We start from the raw sequence: 16,390 nt of genomic DNA on the forward strand, positions 1-16,390 counted from the left end.
ATGAGCCAAGCCCCCCTCGTCCTGGTGGACGGTTCGTCTTACCTGTACCGCGCCTTTCACGCGCTGCCACCGCTGACCACCTCCAAAGGCCTGCCGACCGGTGCGGTCAAAGGCGTGCTGAACATGCTCAAGAGCCTGCGCAAGCAGTATCCGGACAGCCCGTTCGCCGTGGTGTTCGACGCCAAGGGTGGGACATTTCGCGATGAGATGTACGCCGAATACAAAGCCAACCGCCCAAGCATGCCCGACGACATGCGCGTGCAGATCGAGCCGCTGCACCAGAGCGTGATCGCCCTCGGTTTCCCGCTGCTGTGCGTCGAAGGCGTCGAGGCCGATGACGTGATCGGCACCCTGGCCCGCAGCAGCGCGGCCGCCGATCGCCCGGTGATCATCTCCACCGGCGACAAGGACATGGCGCAACTGGTCGACGGCCACATTACCTTGGTCAACACCATGTCCGGTAGTTCGATGGACGTGGAAGGCGTGAAGGAGAAATTCGGCGTCGCTCCCGAGCAGATCATCGATTATCTGGCCCTTATGGGCGATTCTTCCGACAACATCCCCGGCGTTCCGGGCATCGGTCCGAAGACCGCTTCCGGCCTGCTGGTAGGCGTCAACGGCGGCCTGACCGAGCTGTATGCGCAGCTCGACATCGTGCCAACCCTGCCGATCCGTGGGGCCAAGACCCTGCCGGCCAAGCTCGAAGAGCACAAGGAGATGGCCTTCCTCTCCTATCAACTGGCGACCATCAAGGTCGACGTGCCGCTGGATATCGGCCTCGACGACCTACAAATGGGCCCGGAAGATTCGGCCAAACTCTACGAGCTCTACACCCTGCTGGAGTTCAAGAGCTGGATCAACGATCTGGAGCGAGACGCCAAGCGTCTGGAGCTGAGCGCTGCCGCCGAGCCTGCGCCGGCCGGCGATCTGTTCAGCGCGCCCGCCGAAGAAGAAGTGCCTGCCGCTCCGGCTGAAGCCGCGTACGAAACCATCCTCGATCAGGCGCGATTCGACGTCTGGCTGGAAAAACTGAAGAACGCCAAGCTGTTCGCCTTCGACACCGAAACCACCGGGATCGATGCGCAGCAGGCACAACTGGTCGGTCTGTCCTTCGCAGTGCAGGCCAACGAAGCGGCCTACATCCCGCTGATCCACTCCTACATCGGCGTGCCGGAGCAGCTGGATCGCGACACCGTGCTGCGCGCGCTCAAGCCGATCCTTGAAGACCCGAACAAACTCAAGGTCGGCCAGCACGCCAAGTTCGACATGAACATCCTGGCCAACTGCGCCATCGGTGGCGATCAGAACGAAGGCATCACCGTACGCGGGATCGCCTTCGACACGATGCTTGAGTCCTACGTGCTCAACTCCACCGCCACCCGTCACGACATGGACAGCCTGGCGCAGAAGTACCTGGATCACACCACCGTGAGCTTCCAGGACATCGCCGGCAAAGGCGCCAAGCAACTGACCTTCGACCAGATCGCCCTGGAACAGGCCGGCCCATACGCCGCCGAAGATGCCGACGTGACCCTGCGTCTGCACCAGACGCTGTTCGAAAAACTCAGCGCCATCCCGAGCCTGGCCAGCGTACTGACCGATATCGAGATCCCGCTGGTGCCAGTGCTGGCGCGCATCGAGCGCCAGGGCGCGTTCGTCGACGCTGAGCTGCTCGGCATCCAGAGCATTGAGCTGGGCAACAAGATGGTCGCGCTGGAGCGTGAAGCGTTCGAGATCGCCGGTGAAGAATTCAACCTCGGCTCGCCGAAGCAACTGGGCGTGATCCTCTACGAGAAACTTGGCCTGCCGGTGCTGAAGAAGACCGCCAAGGGCCAGCCATCCACCGCCGAAGAAGTGCTGGCGAAACTGGCCGAAGACGATCACCGCTTGCCGAAAGTGCTGATGGAACACCGTTCCATGAGCAAGCTGAAGAGCACCTACACCGATCGCCTGCCGGAGCAGATCAACCCGCGTACCGGGCGTATCCACACTTCGTACCATCAGGCCGTTGCGTCGACCGGTCGCCTGTCGTCGAGCGATCCGAACCTGCAGAACATCCCCGTGCGCACTGCCGAAGGCCGACGCATCCGTCAGGCCTTCGTCGCGCCGAAAGGCTACAAACTGCTGGCGGCGGACTACTCGCAGATTGAACTGCGGATCATGGCGCACCTGTCTCGCGACGAAGGCTTGATGAACGCGTTCCGCAACAATCTGGACGTGCACACCGCCACGGCGGCCGAAGTGTTCAAGGTTGAGCTGAATGAAGTGTCGTCCGACCAGCGCCGTGGCGCCAAGGCGATCAACTTCGGCCTCATCTACGGCATGGGCGCGCAGAAGCTGGGCAAGGACATCGGCGTCGACACCAAGACTGCCAAGGCCTACATCGACACCTACTTCGCGCGTTATCCGGGCGTTCGTGAATACATGGATCGCACCCGCGCCCAGGCAGCAGACCAAGGCTTTGTGGAAACGATCTTCGGTCGTCGCCTGTATCTGCCGGACATCAACTCCAACAAGCCGCAGGAACGCGCTGCCGCCGAACGTACGGCGATCAACGCGCCGATGCAGGGCACCGCAGCAGACATCATCAAGAAAGCCATGGTGGCGGTGGATAACTGGCTGAGCGCTTCCCGGCTGGACGCCAAAGTCATCCTGCAGGTGCACGACGAACTGGTGCTGGAGGTTCGCGAGGATCTGGTCGATCAGGTTCGCGAAGAAATTCGTGTGCACATGAGTGAAGCGGCAAAACTGGATGTGCCGTTGCTGGTGGAAGTGGGGGTTGGCAACAATTGGGACGAGGCGCACTGAGGCGTCTGGGACGGGGCTATGCCGCGACCGAGTGTCGCGGCAAGGGCACCGGAAAGCGCTTAGGCCTGATCGTTCTTGAGCTTATTCCAAAGTTTTTTGAAAAGATTCTGAACTAATCTTGCGACAGGGCACTCAGAGATACTGAATGGCTGGTGAAGCCCTTCGATGCTCCTATGTTGTGTTAAGTGTTGGCAGATATCTGAACCCCGCCCTAGCGGTTCGGAACTTAAACCCCGGAACTTCTCCCTCCCCATATGAAGTCCGGGGCTTTTTTTGCCCAAAAATCGGCTGTAGCGCGGTCATGCTGCGTTAAAAGCGTTACTAAAAATGCTCATTTAGGTCCCCTAAAGTCGAGCGCGACCCCGGCCGTTTTACTAACACTTTTGCCTTGCCTGACCGCACTACAGCCAATTTTCCATATTCCGATTATTCGGTCGCCGCTTCCGCGCCTTTGTCTGCCAGTTCCATCCAGCCCGCCAGCACAGTGTAGGCCTCTTCCAGGCCCATGCGTTTCGGGGCGGAGAACAGCTGGATCGTTACCAGATCGCCCCAGCCCTTACGAATTTCCGACTGCACCTTGAGCAGCGTGTTCTTGGCTGCGCCGTAGGTCAGTTTGTCGGCCTTGGTCAGCAGGATGTGCATCGGCATGCCGGCCGCGACGGCCCAGTCGAGCATCAGCAGGTCGAAGTCGGTCATTGGATGACGGATGTCCATCATCAGAATCAAACCCTTCAAACTCTCGCGGCCACCGAGGTAAGCCTCAAGGTGACGCTGCCAGTGTTGCTTGAGCGGGATCGGCACTTTTGCATAACCGTAGCCCGGGAGGTCGACCAGACGCCGTTCATCGTCTAGCTTGAAGAAGTTCAACAGCTGTGTGCGACCCGGGGTTTTCGAGGTGCGCGCCAGGCTGGCGTGAGTCAGAGTGTTCAGCGCGCTGGATTTACCGGCGTTGGAACGACCGGCGAACGCCACTTCGAAGCCTTCGTCGTCGGGGCACTGATCGACTTTGGCGGCACTGAGCATGAACGTGGACTGTTGGCACAGGCCGAGGATGGGATTCTTGAGTTGCATGGGATTTCCGATGTGGGCGGCGCCGGGATTAGGCGCGGAACGCGGTGTCGCTTCCGTTTCAGTGACGCCAGTATATAATGCCGCAGATTTTGTGTGTGCTTTGTCCCAGCGAAGGATGAAGTTCACGAGAGCGACAGACCTTGATTGCGCATTAGAACGCAGAACGCTCTCAACCCTGAAAAGGTCGTTTTATGACGAAATGGCTGCTGGCTGCCGGAGTCTTGATGCCGCTTTACAGCGCACAGGCTACACAGGATCCGGAAGCCGTGTACAACCGTGTTTGTGGAGCCTGTCATTCCGGCCAACTACCCATGGCGCCCAGAAGAGGCGATCAGGAAGCTTGGACGCCGAGGTTGGCGAAAGGTATGGAGACGCTGGTGCAACACGTGACCCAGGGTTTCAAGGCGATGCCGCCGCGTGGTTTGTGCATGGACTGCAGTGCCGAGGATTACCAGGCCCTCATCCTCTGGATGAGCGAGAGTAAGCCCGGTCCATAACTCTTAACCCTTAGCCGTAGTTGGATTAGCTGATGAACAAACTGATCGTGAGTCTGCTGTTGACCGTGGGAATCTCAGGCTTCGCCCATGCTGCCGGTGATGCAGCCGCAGGCCAGGCAAAAGCCGCCGTATGCGGCGCCTGCCATGGCCCGGATGGCAACAGCATGGCGCCAAACTTTCCAAAGCTGGCCGGACAGGGTGAACGCTACCTGACCAAGCAATTGCACGACATCAAGTCGGGCAAGCGCACCGTTCTGGAAATGACCGGCCTGCTGACCAACCTGAGCGATCAGGACCTGGCCGACATCGCCGCCTACTTCGCCAGCCAGAAAGGCAGCGTCGGCGCTGCCGATCCAAAGATCGTCGCTCGCGGTGAAGCCCTGTTCCGTGGCGGCAACCTCGAGAAAGGCCTGCCAGCCTGCACCGGCTGCCACTCGCCGAACGGCGCCGGCAACGCAGCCGCCGGCTTCCCGCACCTGGGCGGCCAACACGCTCAGTACATCGCCAAGCAACTGACCGATTTCCGCAAGGAAGAAGCCGGCCGCAGCAACGACGGCGACGCGATGACCATGCGCACCATCGCCCGCAAGCTGAGCGACGAAGACATCGCGGCAGTCTCCAGCTACATTCAGGGCCTGCACTAAGACGCGCGATTCGAGCGTTGTGTGCAATGGCCAACGCCTGCCACGTTAACGCTCGATTAATCCGTCGCAGCAAGTATAAAAAGGGTGGCTTTGGCCGCCCTTTTTTGTGGCCGCTGCCGTTACACTACAGAACTCATGCCCGCCAGGATCTGTCTGAAAACAGGTCGCGCGAGGCGACCAAAATTGTCCAGGAGTAAAGCATGCGTAATCTGATCATCAGCGCCGCCCTCGTCGCTGCCAGCCTGTTCGGCGTGACCGCCCAGGCCGCCGAAGCCCCTGCTGCCCCTTACGTCGAACTGAGCAACCCGGTACCCGTCGCCGTGCCTGGCAAGATCGAAGTGGTCGAGCTGTTCTGGTATGGCTGCCCGCATTGCTACGCGTTCGAGCCGGTGATCAATCCGTGGGTTGAAAAACTGCCGTCCGACGTCAACTTCGTGCGCATTCCTGCGATGTTCGGTGGCCCGTGGGACGCTCACGGCCAGATGTTCCTGACCCTGGAAGCAATGGGCGTCGAGCACAACGTACACGCTGCCGTATTCAACGCGATCCAGAAAGAACACAAGAAACTGACCGACAAGAACGACATGGCCGACTTCCTCGCCACTCAAGGCGTGGACAAGGACAAGTTCCTGGCGACCTTCGATTCGTTCGCCATCAAGGGGCAGATCGTGAAAGCCCGCGAACTGGCCAAGAAGTATGAAATCTCCGGCGTTCCAACCATGATCGTCAACGGTAAGTACCGCTTTGACATCGGCTCTGCCGGCGGTGCCGAACAGGCGCTGAAACTGGCTGACCAACTGGTGGCCAAAGAGCGAGCGACCAACAAGGCAGCCGCCAACTAAGCGCGGCAATCGCCATGCGCCGCTGGGGAACCGAACGCGTCGTTGGCCTGCATGATCCGCAGGTCAACGAGCATCACCTGGAATCGACGGGCCTGCCCGCAGACAGCCGTCTGCGCTTGCTCAGCTTCAATATTCAGGTCGGCATCAGCACCGAGCGCTATCGGCACTACCTGACCCGCAGCTGGCAGCATCTGCTGCCGCACCCCGGGCGCTCCACCAATCTGCAAAAGATCGGCAATCTGCTCGGCGACTTCGATCTGGTCGCCCTGCAGGAAGCCGATGGCGGCAGCCTGCGTTCAGGCTACGTCAATCAGGTCGAACACCTGGCTCAGCTCGGTGCCTTCCCCTACTGGTATCAACAACTCAATCGCAACCTTGGCCGACTGGCGCAGCACAGCAATGGCGTGCTCAGTCGCCTGCGGCCGTGGGCGATCGAAGACCATCCGCTGCCGGGTCCGAAGGGACGCGGTGCGATTCTGGTGCGCTTCGGCGAAGGCCCGGAAGCGCTGGTGGTGGTGATGATGCACCTGGCGCTCGGCGCCCGGGTGCGCAGCATGCAGCTGGCCTACATCCGCGAACTGATCGGCGGCTACAAGCATCAGGTGCTGATGGGCGACATGAACACCCACGCCAGCGATCTGCTGCAACACTCGCCGTTGCGCGACCTCGGCCTGCTGGCCCCGCAACTCGAAGCGACATTCCCCAGCTGGCGCCCCCAGCGCTGCCTGGACCATATTCTGCTCAGCCCGACCCTGACCCTGGAAAAGGTCGAAGTGCTGGCACAACCGATTTCCGATCACCTGCCGGTCGCGGTAGAGATTCGTCTGCCGGGTTCGCTCACGGCCGATGCATTGCCCGCGTTGAGCACTGCCCTTCGCGGAACCCCTGAATGAGCGACGAAGCCCAGCGCTGGAAAGAGAAATACCTCAAAAGCATCGAACAACAGGAAAAGCTCGAACGTCGATGGGACGCCCGGCTCGACCTGCTGCGCCGTGGCCTGGTGCGCAGCACCCTGGCGGCGGAAGGCACCGACCGCGTGGTCGATCAGTGCATGAAAGAGATGCGCGACGTGGTGCGCACCGATGACATGGACGCCGGCCTCGCCGCCTTGCTGCCGCGCCTGGAAAAAGCCGTGCTCGATTCCGAGCAGCGCCGGGAAACCCGGATCGAACAGGTCAGCACTGCACTGACTGCGCTGGTCACTCAGTTGCAATCCCTGCCCCTGCCCCGCGATGTGGCCCAGCCGCTGAAGAAATTCGCCAAGCAGCTGGACGGCCGGGTGAGTCAGGCAAGGGAAATGCCGCTGCTGCTCAGCGAACTCAGCGGCTTGCAGGGCAAGGCCTTGAGCCAGCTGGAGACCCCGGCAGAACCGGGACGCCCCGGATTGTTACAGCGTCTGTTCGGCAGCCGCGACAACGAGGAAACGCCTGCGACGGCGACCCAGCCTGCCGTGGCGGCACCGCCCGCACAGCCAGAGCAAGCGCCCGTCACACATGAAACCGCGCCCTTGCAGGAAGCGCCTGTCACGACCGCCGAACCGGTCGCCTCTACGGCCGTCAGCCAAGCACCGATCGCCGCCCCCGTGGCCGAACCAGCGAAAATTCCGGAGCCAACCCCCGAGTATCATGCGGAGCCGGAGGTGGTGGCCTTCGAGCCGGCCAGAATCCTCACCGAATCACCCTCCGCCCCCAGCGAGCCAGAACCCGCCGAGCCTGAACCGGAGCCGCAGGCCTTTACGCCTCCTCCGGTTTTCGCGCCGCCAGTGCCAACAGCCATCAACCCGGACGAACTGATCCACCCCGGCGATACCCCGCCGCCCGTGATCCTCGACAGCCTGCCCCTGCCCGAGCCCATCGCCCAGGCATTGGCCGCAATCGATCCCGAGCAATCCGAGCACGACATCCTCTACGCCCTGCCGGACTCGCCAGAACCATCCTACAGCTCGGTCGCCAAACACATCGAAGACACGCTGATCGGGTTGCTGGACGACCTGACCCTGCCGGAGCGCCACCGCCCGCAAGCCGAAGCCATGCGCGATCGCCTGAAAAACGGTCTGAACTGGTACGAACTGCTGCCGATCCTCGACGATCTGGCGACCTTGATGCTGGCGATTACCGACAGCGGCCAGCACGAATTCGAAGCTTATTTGCAGCAACTCAACGAACGCCTCGAAGCGTTCCAGAGCAACTTGCAGGCCGCCAGCGAAGGCCACGCCGACAACAGCTCCGCGGCGCGGGCGATGGACACGCAGATCCGCGAACAGGTCGACGGCTTGCAGAACAGCGTGCAGGAAGCGGCCGATCTGGATGATCTCAAGCAAGTGCTGGAAAACCACCTCGAAGGCCTGCTCGGCACGATGGATCAGCACCAGAAGCAGCGTGACGCCCGAGAACAGGAAGTCGCCGGACGCCTGAAAAGCCTGGCCGAGCGCGTCGCGCACATGGAGCAGGAAGCACTCGGCTATCGCGAACACCTTGAAGAGCAGCGCCAGAAAGCCCTGATCGACCCCCTCACCGGCCTGCCCAACCGCGCGGCCTGGACCGAACGGCTCGAACATGAAATCGCCCAATGGCAGCAACATGGCAACACCCTGAGCCTGGCCATGCTCGACCTCGATCACTTCAAACGGATCAACGATAACTACGGCCACCTGGCCGGCGACAAGGTGTTGAAGATCATCGCGACGGTGCTGCGCAAACGCCTGCGTGGCAGCGATTTCATTGCCCGATTTGGTGGAGAGGAATTTGTATTGCTGCTGCCGGCCACTCCGCCGGCCGTCGGCACCAAACTCCTGGAAACCCTGCGCGCTTCCATCGAAGCCTGCCCGTTTCACTTCAAGGGCGAGCGCGTCACGATCACGGTTTCCATGGGGCTGGCGGCGTTCCGGCCGGGAGAACACAGCGATCTGGTGCTCAAAAGAGCCGATCAGGCGCTTTACCGGGCGAAAAACGCAGGGCGTAACCGGGTGGAGCTGGGCTGAGGCAATTGTTCCATATTGTTTAAATCAGCCCTTTAAGCGTCGAAGCGCAAGGCGATACGTTACACTGTTGCATTATCGTCTTGCGTGTACTGCCCTCTGCCATGAAATTTTTTACCCTGCTCGCGTCGCTACTCTTACTGGCCGGTTGTGCCAGCGGCCCGCGTTTTGACACCAGCCATCCTTCGGTCAATCACGACAGTCGCGTGCAATTTGTGATCGTGCACTACACCTCCGCTTCACTCGAACGCTCATTGCAGTTGTTGACCCACGGCGAAGTCAGCAGCCATTACCTGATCGGCGACGACAAGAACGCCACCATCTACAAGCTGATGGACGAAAACCTGCGGGCCTGGCACGCCGGCGAAAGCGAATGGCAAGGCCGTACCTGGCTCAACTCCAGCTCGATCGGCATCGAGATCGTCAATCCGGGCTTCAAGGACACGCCGACCGGTCGCCTCTGGTATCCCTACAGCGAAGCCCAGGTGCAATCGCTGATCGTTCTGCTCAAGGACATCAGCAAGCGCCAGGGCATCAGCCCGCGCCACATCATCGGCCATAGCGACATCGCCCCGCTGCGCAAGCTCGACCCGGGACCGCTGTTCCCCTGGAAGCGCCTGGCGGCCGAAGGGCTGGGGCTCTGGCCCAACGAACAAGCCGTGGCACGCCAACAGGCGCAGTTCGACGCCGAGCTGCCGAGCATCACCTGGTTCCAGAGCCAACTGGCGCGCCTGGGCTACTCGACGCCGCAGACCGGGGAGCTGGATGTGGCGACCCGCCATGTGCTCGCGGCCTTCCAGATGCACTACCGCCCTACGCGCTTTGACGGCACGCCGGATGCGCAAACGGCAGCGTTGCTGCTGGTGCTGAATCAGACAAAATAATGACGCCCGCCCGACGGTCAGGGCGAAAGTGCAATCAGCAGCTATAACTCATTGGTAATTCTTCGGATATCCATGATGGTTGCTACCCGAGAGACGCTGCGTAGCTGGTTTTATCGCCCCTGGTTTCTGGCGATGATCGCGGCTGTCCTCAGTGCGAGCCTGCTGATCACCGGCGGGCTGTTCGTGGCCATGCGCCAGGTCGAACAAAGCGAGAGCCAGGAAATGAACGCCCAGGGCGAGCGGTTCCTGGCGCGTCTGGAGCAACTGTTCGGCCAGTTGCGCGAAAGCCTCGACGACCTCGAAGCCCAACCCTTGCGCAGCTGCGACGACGAAATGATCGCCACGTTGCAGCAAGTGACGTTCAACTACCGCTTCGTCTATGAAGCGGCCTACATGGACGCCACGCGGATCTGCTCCAACCGTCCGCGCCAGGAAGGCCTGTCGGTGATCCGTCCTCCGGACATCAAAGGCCCGACTTACAGCTATTGGCTGAACACCACCACCGAACCCGATGAAAACCGCGCAGCGCTGATGCTCGGGCGCGGCAACTTTCGCGTCGCCACTTCACGCGGGCATTTGACCGACATGGTCGACCTGTCGCCCGGCAGCAGCCTGCTGGTGGTGCTGGATCACGGGACCCGGGCGATTCCGGTACTCGGCGTTCCACAAGCCTGGCCACCCACTGAACCCTGGCCGCCGAAAACTCCGGATGCGCTGCAAGTCACCCAGTCGCACCTGATCTACCGCATGCCCACCGATAACCCGGAATACCAACTGGTACTGATCAGCCCGCGCTCGGGCATGCACATTCCGGAGCTTTGGTGGTGGATGGTGCCGTTCTGTCTGGTGCTCGGTGCGCTGGTAGGCGTTCTGGTGTTCTGGATCGTGCGCCAGCGCCAGTCGCTGGATGCCGAGCTGCACGGCGCGATCCGCCGGGGCGAGTTGCAGGTGCTTTATCAACCGATCTTCGATCTCGACAGCCGCAACTGCGTCGGCGCCGAAGCCCTGCTGCGCTGGCGCCGGCCGGACGGCACGCTGACCAGCCCCGATTTGTTCATCCCGATGGCCGAGAACACCGGGCAGATTCGCCAGATGACCGACTTCGTCCTGCAACGCTTGCTCGAGCAGCTCGGCCAGTTGCTGCGAGCCAATCCGCAGCTGTACATCTCGGTGAACCTGGCCGCCTGCGACGTGATGGTGCCGCGCATCGGCCAGGTCATGGCGCGGCTGCTGACCCTGCACCGGGTGGCGGCGCGGCAGATTGCTTTCGAGGTGACCGAACGCGGTCTGATCGATGTGGTGGTAGCCCGGGAAAACCTGCAAGCACTGCGGGATGTCGGGCATCAGGTGCTGATCGACGATTTCGGCACCGGCTATTGCAGCCTCGCCTACCTGCAAACCTTGCCGGTGGATTGCTTGAAGATCGACAAGGCCTTCATCGACGCCCTCGGCCATGACGCCGCCAGCAGCGGTGTCGCGCCGCACATCATTCACATGGCCCAGGCCCTGGACCTGAAGGTGATCGCCGAAGGGATCGAATATGAATCCCAGGCCGAGCTGCTGAGCAGCGAAGGGGTGAAATTCGGTCAGGGCTGGCTGTTCGCCCACGCTTTGAGCGCGGTGCAGTTCATCGAACTGATCACCCGTGGTCGGCGGCTAGCCGGCCGCCGGATTGACGACGAAGCCTAGACCGCCAGCGCCATGTAGAACTGCGTGCCCTGCCCCGGCCGTGAGTAAACACCCATCCGCCCACCGTGCAACTGGACGATTTCCTTGCACAGCGCCAGACCCAGCCCGGCCCCGCCCTTTTTCCTGCCGACTTGAACGAACGGTTCGAAGATCCGCCCTTGCTGACCGTAAGCAATCCCTTCGCCGTTGTCTTCGACGCTGATGATCACCCGCTCGCCATGGCGCCGGGCCTGCAAGCGGATCAGCCCGTCGCGCGCCGTGTGGCGCAAGGCGTTGTCGATCAGGTTGTCGAGGACTCGATCAAGCTGCGCCTGATCCGCCTGCAAGCGTGGCAGCGGGCCCTGCGCTTCGACCTGCAGGGTAACGCCCTTCTGCGCCGCCGAATCGGCGAAACGCAAACGCGCCTGTTCCAGCAGATCCTCGATGGAACACGGCGCCAGCGTGAGCTTCTGCAAACCGCTCTGATAGCGCGAGAAGTTCAGCAGATCGTTGATCAGCTGCATCAGGCGCTGCATTTCTTCATTAACCGTGTCGAGCAGATCGGACTCGCGCGACTCCTGAGGAAACTTCGCCCGCTCGCGGAACAGCCCGAACGCCATGTGCATGCCCGTGACCGGTGTGCGCAATTCGTGGGAGGCGCGCAGCACGAACTCGCTGCGCACCCGCTCGAAGGCGCGCTGTTCGGTGACGTCATGCAAGACCATCACGGCGCCGAGGATATGCCCCTGGGTATGGCTGACCGGCGTCAGGCTGTAGGTCAGCAGGCGCGATTCACCATCGACCTCGATGCTCAAGTCTTCCGGCGCGCGCTCGAGGGTGCCGCCGCGCAACACCAGTTGCAGTTGTGCATCCAGCTCCGGACGCTGAAGCGCTGTGCCCAGGCCCTCGCCGAAACGGTCGCTGTCCCAGCCCAGTTGCCGCTGGGCCACCGGGTTCAAGTGTTCCAGATGCCCCTGACGGTCGATCATCAGCAAGCCGTCATCGATGCTGTCGAGTACCGCTTGCAGGCGCTGCTGACCAGCGAGCAATTCGTCGACGTTGGTCGCCTGGTGTTCGCGCAGGGCTTCGGCCATCAGCCCGAAGCGGCGGGTCAGCAGATTGATTTCCATCGCCGAGGACACCGGCAGCGTCACTTCGAAATTGCCCTGGCCGATGTTGTCCGCCGCTTTGGCCAGCGCTTCGATCGGCGCACCAAAACGCCGGGCGATGCCTTGGGCGGTGATGAAGCCGATGATCAGCACCGCCAGCCCCACCAGCCCGAGCAGGCCGGAAATCAGCAGCGCCCGGTCACGGGCAGCGTGCTGGACAGCGTTGATGTTATCCAGCGCGTGCTTGTGCTCGGTGATCAAACCGTTACGCAGGGTGTTGAATCGTTCGCGCAAGTCGCCACTACCACTCAGGGCGGCGCCCGGATCGCGGGAGATATCGAACGCCTCAAGGAAGGTCAGGTAATCGCTCTTCGCCTGACTGAAGCCATATTGGCGATTGTCGTTTTTCTGCTCTTGGGCGATACCCTCGTCGAGCAATTCGAAATAGCGTTGTTTGGATGCTTCGAACGCCACGGGATCGGGTTTCTCGGCAAGCATCATGATCAGTTGATCGCCAAGCGTCTGCCGCAGCTTGAGCCCCAGATCGAGGGTGACGAAGTTGTTGCGGATCAGCGCCTCCTGGGTGCCGGCCATCTGCATCACGCTGACCAGCCCGAGCATCAGCCCGAGCAAGGCCACGGTGATCAGCGCGGAAATGCTCAGGAACAAGCGGGTCCGCAACTTCATCGCCAGTTTCATCGGCGGGCGCTCACAGGTTGTACTGCTTGCGCTTGCGATACAGGGTCGAGGCGTCGATCCCCAGAGTCTTGGCGGCCTGATCGAGAGTGCCGGCAGTCGCCAGTACTGCGCCGATGTGGGCCTTCTCCAGTTCGTCGAGACTCAGCGCGGCGCCAACCCGTGGCGCGTTGTTCGCCGGTTGTTCGGCCATGCCGAGGTGGCTGATTTCCACACGCTCCTGCGGGCAGATGATGCTGGCCCGCTCGACCACGTTGCGCAGCTCACGGATGTTGCCGGGCCAGCGATAACCCAACAGTGCTTCGCGAGCCTCGTCGCTGAAACCCCGGGCCGGGCGCGCGTATTCCTTCACAAAGCGAGCGAGGAAACGGTCGGCCAGGGTCAGGATGTCTTCGGCCCGCTCGCGCAGCGGCGGCAGATGCAGGGTGATGACGTTCAGGCGATAGAGCAGGTCCTCACGGAAACGCCCGTCGCGCACCATGTCTTCGAGATTGAGGTTTGTGGCGGCAAGGATCCGCACATCGGCGCGGCGGGTAACCGGATCCCCTACCCGCTCGTATTCCTTGTCCTGAATGAAGCGCAGCAACTTGGGTTGCAAAGTCAGGGGAAAATCGCCGATCTCGTCGAGAAAAAGCGTGCCGCCATCGGCTTGATTGACTCGCCCCAGCGTGCTTTCGCTGGCCCCGGTGAACGCGCCACGACTGTGACCGAACAGCTCGCTCTCCATCAGTTCGGCGGTCAGCGACGGGCAATTGATGGTCACGCAGGATTTCTTCTCGCGCTTGCTCCACCCATGAATCGCTCGGGCCAGTTCACCCTTACCGGTGCCGGACTCGCCGAGGATCAGAATGTTGGCGTCGGTGCCCGCCACTTGCCGCGCGGTTTCCAGTACGACTTTCATCGCCGGGCTGTGAGAATCGAGACCGTCCTTGGGTTTGCGGATCTCGCCTTCGAGGGCTTCCAGACGCGCCGAGAGCTGACGTACTTCAAGCTGCTTGGCGGTCGCCAGACGCAGTTGATCCGGGCTGCACGGCTTGACCAGATAATCGGCAGCGCCGGCCTGAATTGCGTCCACCGCGGTGTCGACAGCCGAATGGGCGGTGACGATCACGACCCGCATCCACGGCGCTTGAATGCGCATCTGCGCCAATACATCGAGACCGTTGTCTTCGCCCAGACGCAAATCGAGGAAGCACAGATCGAACACCTGACGTTGCAGCAGCGCGTCAGCCTGAGCCGCGCTGTTGGCGGTGGCGACGGTATAACCTTCGTCTTCGAGGCAATAACGAAAGGTTCGCAGGATGGCGGATTCATCGTCCACCAGCAGAATGCGGCCTTGGTGCTCAGTGGCTGATTCCATTTTTCCTACGCTCCATAAGTGAATGTCTTGGGTTAGTCCCGGAAAAATCGGGCAAGTTGCATGGTTGATTCTGATCGATTCCGGTCATAGCAGGGTAGCTCTCTCCTGCCCTCACGGCTAATCCGCTGATTTTGTTGATTTTTTAAACATCGCACAGTTTCAAGGCGGTTTCCTGCCTCCTTTTCTGACATCCGCACCCTGCCCTCAATTCAAAAATAATGATTTCTCCTACGAAATAATCGTGCATTACGCACGACCCTGCGCGGGCCATCGTGCAGGATGCGTCGTCAGGAATTTTCGCGCCATCTATAACTATCTGATTTTATTGGTTTTTTTTAAACAAAAAAGCTGGCATGCAGGCTGCAATACCTCTCTCAGCCCGGGCAGAAATGCACTGCCCCAACCGAATAAGAGTGAGGAACCCAGGATGACTCGCCCACGTGCCGCCCAAATGCGTATCTCGCCACTGCACTTGCAGCAGGCCCTGTTTGGCGCACTTGCGCTGTTGATCACGCTGATCGCCTGCCAGCAATACCTGCGCTGGGAGCAGAGTCAGCAACCTGAGCCCCTGATTTCCATGCAACACGCGACGCAGACGCACTTCAGCGCCGTCAGCAGCAGCCAGGCCGACAACGGCGCGATGCGCATGATGGACGTCGACCAGCCACAGCCACTGGGCGACATGCCCCGTGAAGAACGCTGGGTTTTCTGATCAACGAATCTGGGCGCCCCCGCGCCGAGACCGGCAACACCCCTAAATAGAAGCAAGGAGAATCACCATGTTGAGCTGGGCAATCACATTCCTGATCATTGCCATCATCGCTGCAGTACTGGGCTTCGGTGGTATCGCGGGCACCGCCACGGGTATCGCCAAGATTCTCTTTGTCGTGTTCCTGGTGATGTTCATCGCTTCCTTCTTCTTTGGCCGTCGCGGTCGAGGTTGAACATGAAGGGTTTAAAGACACTGGCAGCCGCCCTGCTCCTGGGCGGTAGTGCCATGGCGATGGCGGCCAATGACGGCCAGGCGCGGGTCAACGAACTGTTGAGTTCCGACCCGCAATACAGGGAAACATGGGAAGGCGTGGTGAAGAAGGAAGAACGCCTGCCGGAATGGGTGATGAACCTCTCCGGCGCGCCGGACCAACAGATGAATGCCGTGACTGAAGATGGCGATCAGTATCTGGTGGGGCCGCTCTGCGAATCGCAGGACAAATGCCTCAACCACCGCCTGATCGTCGCCTTCAGCTTCGACAAGAAACACGCTTACGCCATGCTGGTCGATGTGCCCGAAGGGCTGCCGGCGGACAAGTCGCCAACGCGACATGCCACCTACCGCTTCCTCGGCAAGCCCGACCAGGGCATGCAGGATCTGTTGATGGAAACGCTGAAGAAAGATCCGAACTGGTATTGAACATGAGGACACCTGAAAGGCTGTCCTCCATTGCACCCGCCCGAGGAAGGCCGGTGCATGACCAGGGGGCCGGGACGTTCTGACTGTTGCAGGGTCGGAGTGACCTACGGGTACAGGGAGTGCCTGCGATGAGGGCCGGGTCAGGGTAAAAGCTGCGACGCAAGTTCGCCAACCGGAGCGGTTCGACGGACTTGCGCTGAGCTTTCAACGTGACAAAACGTTGATCCAGAGCGTTCTGCTCGTCTTTTTTATCGCTCACACTGCGTGCGAAAGCATTTCGCGGTGTTTCCTCGCGACCGTATATCGAGAAAGAGTCGATCGAGTAAGTCGGACTTTTAGATTCCGAACGTAGGCTTTTTCCTAAATTTTTCGTTGAAATCACTCGTTCAAAAAATAACCAACCTACGCTGTAATGGCCGGTTC

Annotated in this window: 14 protein-coding genes; 11 read left to right on the plus strand and 3 right to left on the minus strand. The window is 61.0% G+C overall.

What is annotated here, in order from left to right; genetic code table 11:
- Positions 1–2,808, plus strand: coding sequence for a DNA polymerase I (gene polA, locus K5E37_RS20260; protein WP_221534970.1), 2,808 nt, complete (start codon positions 1–3; stop codon positions 2,806–2,808).
- Between the two features lie 426 nt (positions 2,809–3,234).
- Here polA and yihA read toward each other — a convergent pair whose 3' ends face one another.
- Positions 3,235–3,879, minus strand: a complete 645-nt coding sequence (yihA, locus tag K5E37_RS20265; protein ID WP_085606393.1) for a ribosome biogenesis GTP-binding protein YihA/YsxC — start codon at positions 3,877–3,879, stop codon at positions 3,235–3,237.
- A gap of 191 nt (positions 3,880–4,070) precedes the next feature.
- Here yihA and K5E37_RS20270 point away from each other — a divergent pair, with 191 nt between their 5' ends.
- The 7 genes from K5E37_RS20270 to K5E37_RS20300 all read left to right on the plus strand — a co-directional run bounded on the left by K5E37_RS20270 (position 4,071) and on the right by K5E37_RS20300 (position 11,412).
- Positions 4,071–4,376, plus strand: coding sequence for a cytochrome c5 family protein (locus tag K5E37_RS20270; protein ID WP_045121721.1), 306 nt, complete (start codon positions 4,071–4,073; stop codon positions 4,374–4,376).
- A 32-nt stretch (positions 4,377–4,408) separates the two neighbouring features.
- Complete coding sequence (locus K5E37_RS20275; protein WP_085606391.1) at positions 4,409–5,020, plus strand: cytochrome c; 612 nt, start codon at positions 4,409–4,411, stop codon at positions 5,018–5,020.
- A gap of 200 nt (positions 5,021–5,220) precedes the next feature.
- Positions 5,221–5,862, plus strand: a complete 642-nt coding sequence (locus tag K5E37_RS20280) for a thiol:disulfide interchange protein DsbA/DsbL (protein ID WP_007954043.1) — start codon at positions 5,221–5,223, stop codon at positions 5,860–5,862.
- 14 nt (positions 5,863–5,876) lie between these two features.
- Positions 5,877–6,755 carry an endonuclease/exonuclease/phosphatase family protein gene (locus K5E37_RS20285; protein WP_007954044.1) on the plus strand — a complete coding sequence of 293 codons (879 nt, stop codon included), beginning with the start codon at positions 5,877–5,879 and terminating at the stop codon, positions 6,753–6,755.
- Positions 6,752–8,842, plus strand: a complete 2,091-nt coding sequence (locus K5E37_RS20290) for a diguanylate cyclase (RefSeq protein ID WP_221534971.1) — start codon at positions 6,752–6,754, stop codon at positions 8,840–8,842. Before K5E37_RS20285 ends, K5E37_RS20290 begins: the two co-directional genes overlap by 4 nt.
- Before the next feature lie 101 nt (positions 8,843–8,943).
- Positions 8,944–9,723, plus strand: coding sequence for an N-acetylmuramoyl-L-alanine amidase (locus K5E37_RS20295; protein WP_007954046.1), 780 nt, complete (start codon positions 8,944–8,946; stop codon positions 9,721–9,723).
- A 75-nt stretch (positions 9,724–9,798) separates the two neighbouring features.
- Positions 9,799–11,412 carry an EAL domain-containing protein gene (locus K5E37_RS20300; protein ID WP_170929372.1) on the plus strand — a complete coding sequence of 538 codons (1,614 nt, stop codon included), beginning with the start codon at positions 9,799–9,801 and terminating at the stop codon, positions 11,410–11,412.
- On the opposite strand, the gene K5E37_RS20305 is transcribed toward K5E37_RS20300, so the two are convergent.
- Both K5E37_RS20305 and algB read right to left on the minus strand, forming a co-directional pair.
- Complete coding sequence (locus K5E37_RS20305; protein WP_127796497.1) at positions 11,409–13,199, minus strand: KinB sensor domain-containing domain; 1,791 nt, start codon at positions 13,197–13,199, stop codon at positions 11,409–11,411. The two genes, K5E37_RS20300 and K5E37_RS20305, sit on opposite strands and share 4 nt — an antisense overlap.
- Before the next feature lie 10 nt (positions 13,200–13,209).
- Positions 13,210–14,556 carry a sigma-54-dependent response regulator transcription factor AlgB gene (gene algB / locus K5E37_RS20310; protein ID WP_007954049.1) on the minus strand — a complete coding sequence of 449 codons (1,347 nt, stop codon included), beginning with the start codon at positions 14,554–14,556 and terminating at the stop codon, positions 13,210–13,212.
- Between the two features lie 427 nt (positions 14,557–14,983).
- On the opposite strand from algB, the gene K5E37_RS20315 reads away from it, so the two are divergent.
- From K5E37_RS20315 to K5E37_RS20325, 3 genes are all read left to right on the plus strand, one after another.
- Complete coding sequence (locus K5E37_RS20315; RefSeq protein WP_007954051.1) at positions 14,984–15,268, plus strand: hypothetical protein; 285 nt, start codon at positions 14,984–14,986, stop codon at positions 15,266–15,268.
- 67 nt (positions 15,269–15,335) lie between these two features.
- A complete protein-coding gene (locus K5E37_RS20320; RefSeq protein WP_003177151.1) occupies positions 15,336–15,500 on the plus strand; it encodes a DUF1328 domain-containing protein in 165 nt (54 codons plus the stop codon).
- Between the two features lie 2 nt (positions 15,501–15,502).
- The gene (locus K5E37_RS20325) at positions 15,503–15,967 is read left to right on the plus strand and encodes an inhibitor of vertebrate lysozyme family protein (protein WP_007954053.1); all 465 of its coding nucleotides are present in this window, start codon (positions 15,503–15,505) and stop codon (positions 15,965–15,967) included.
- Positions 15,968–16,390: the final 423 nt, after the last annotated feature.

This window comes from Pseudomonas sp. RIT778 (assembly GCF_019718735.1).
Classification (GTDB): domain Bacteria; phylum Pseudomonadota; class Gammaproteobacteria; order Pseudomonadales; family Pseudomonadaceae; genus Aquipseudomonas; species Aquipseudomonas aphyarum.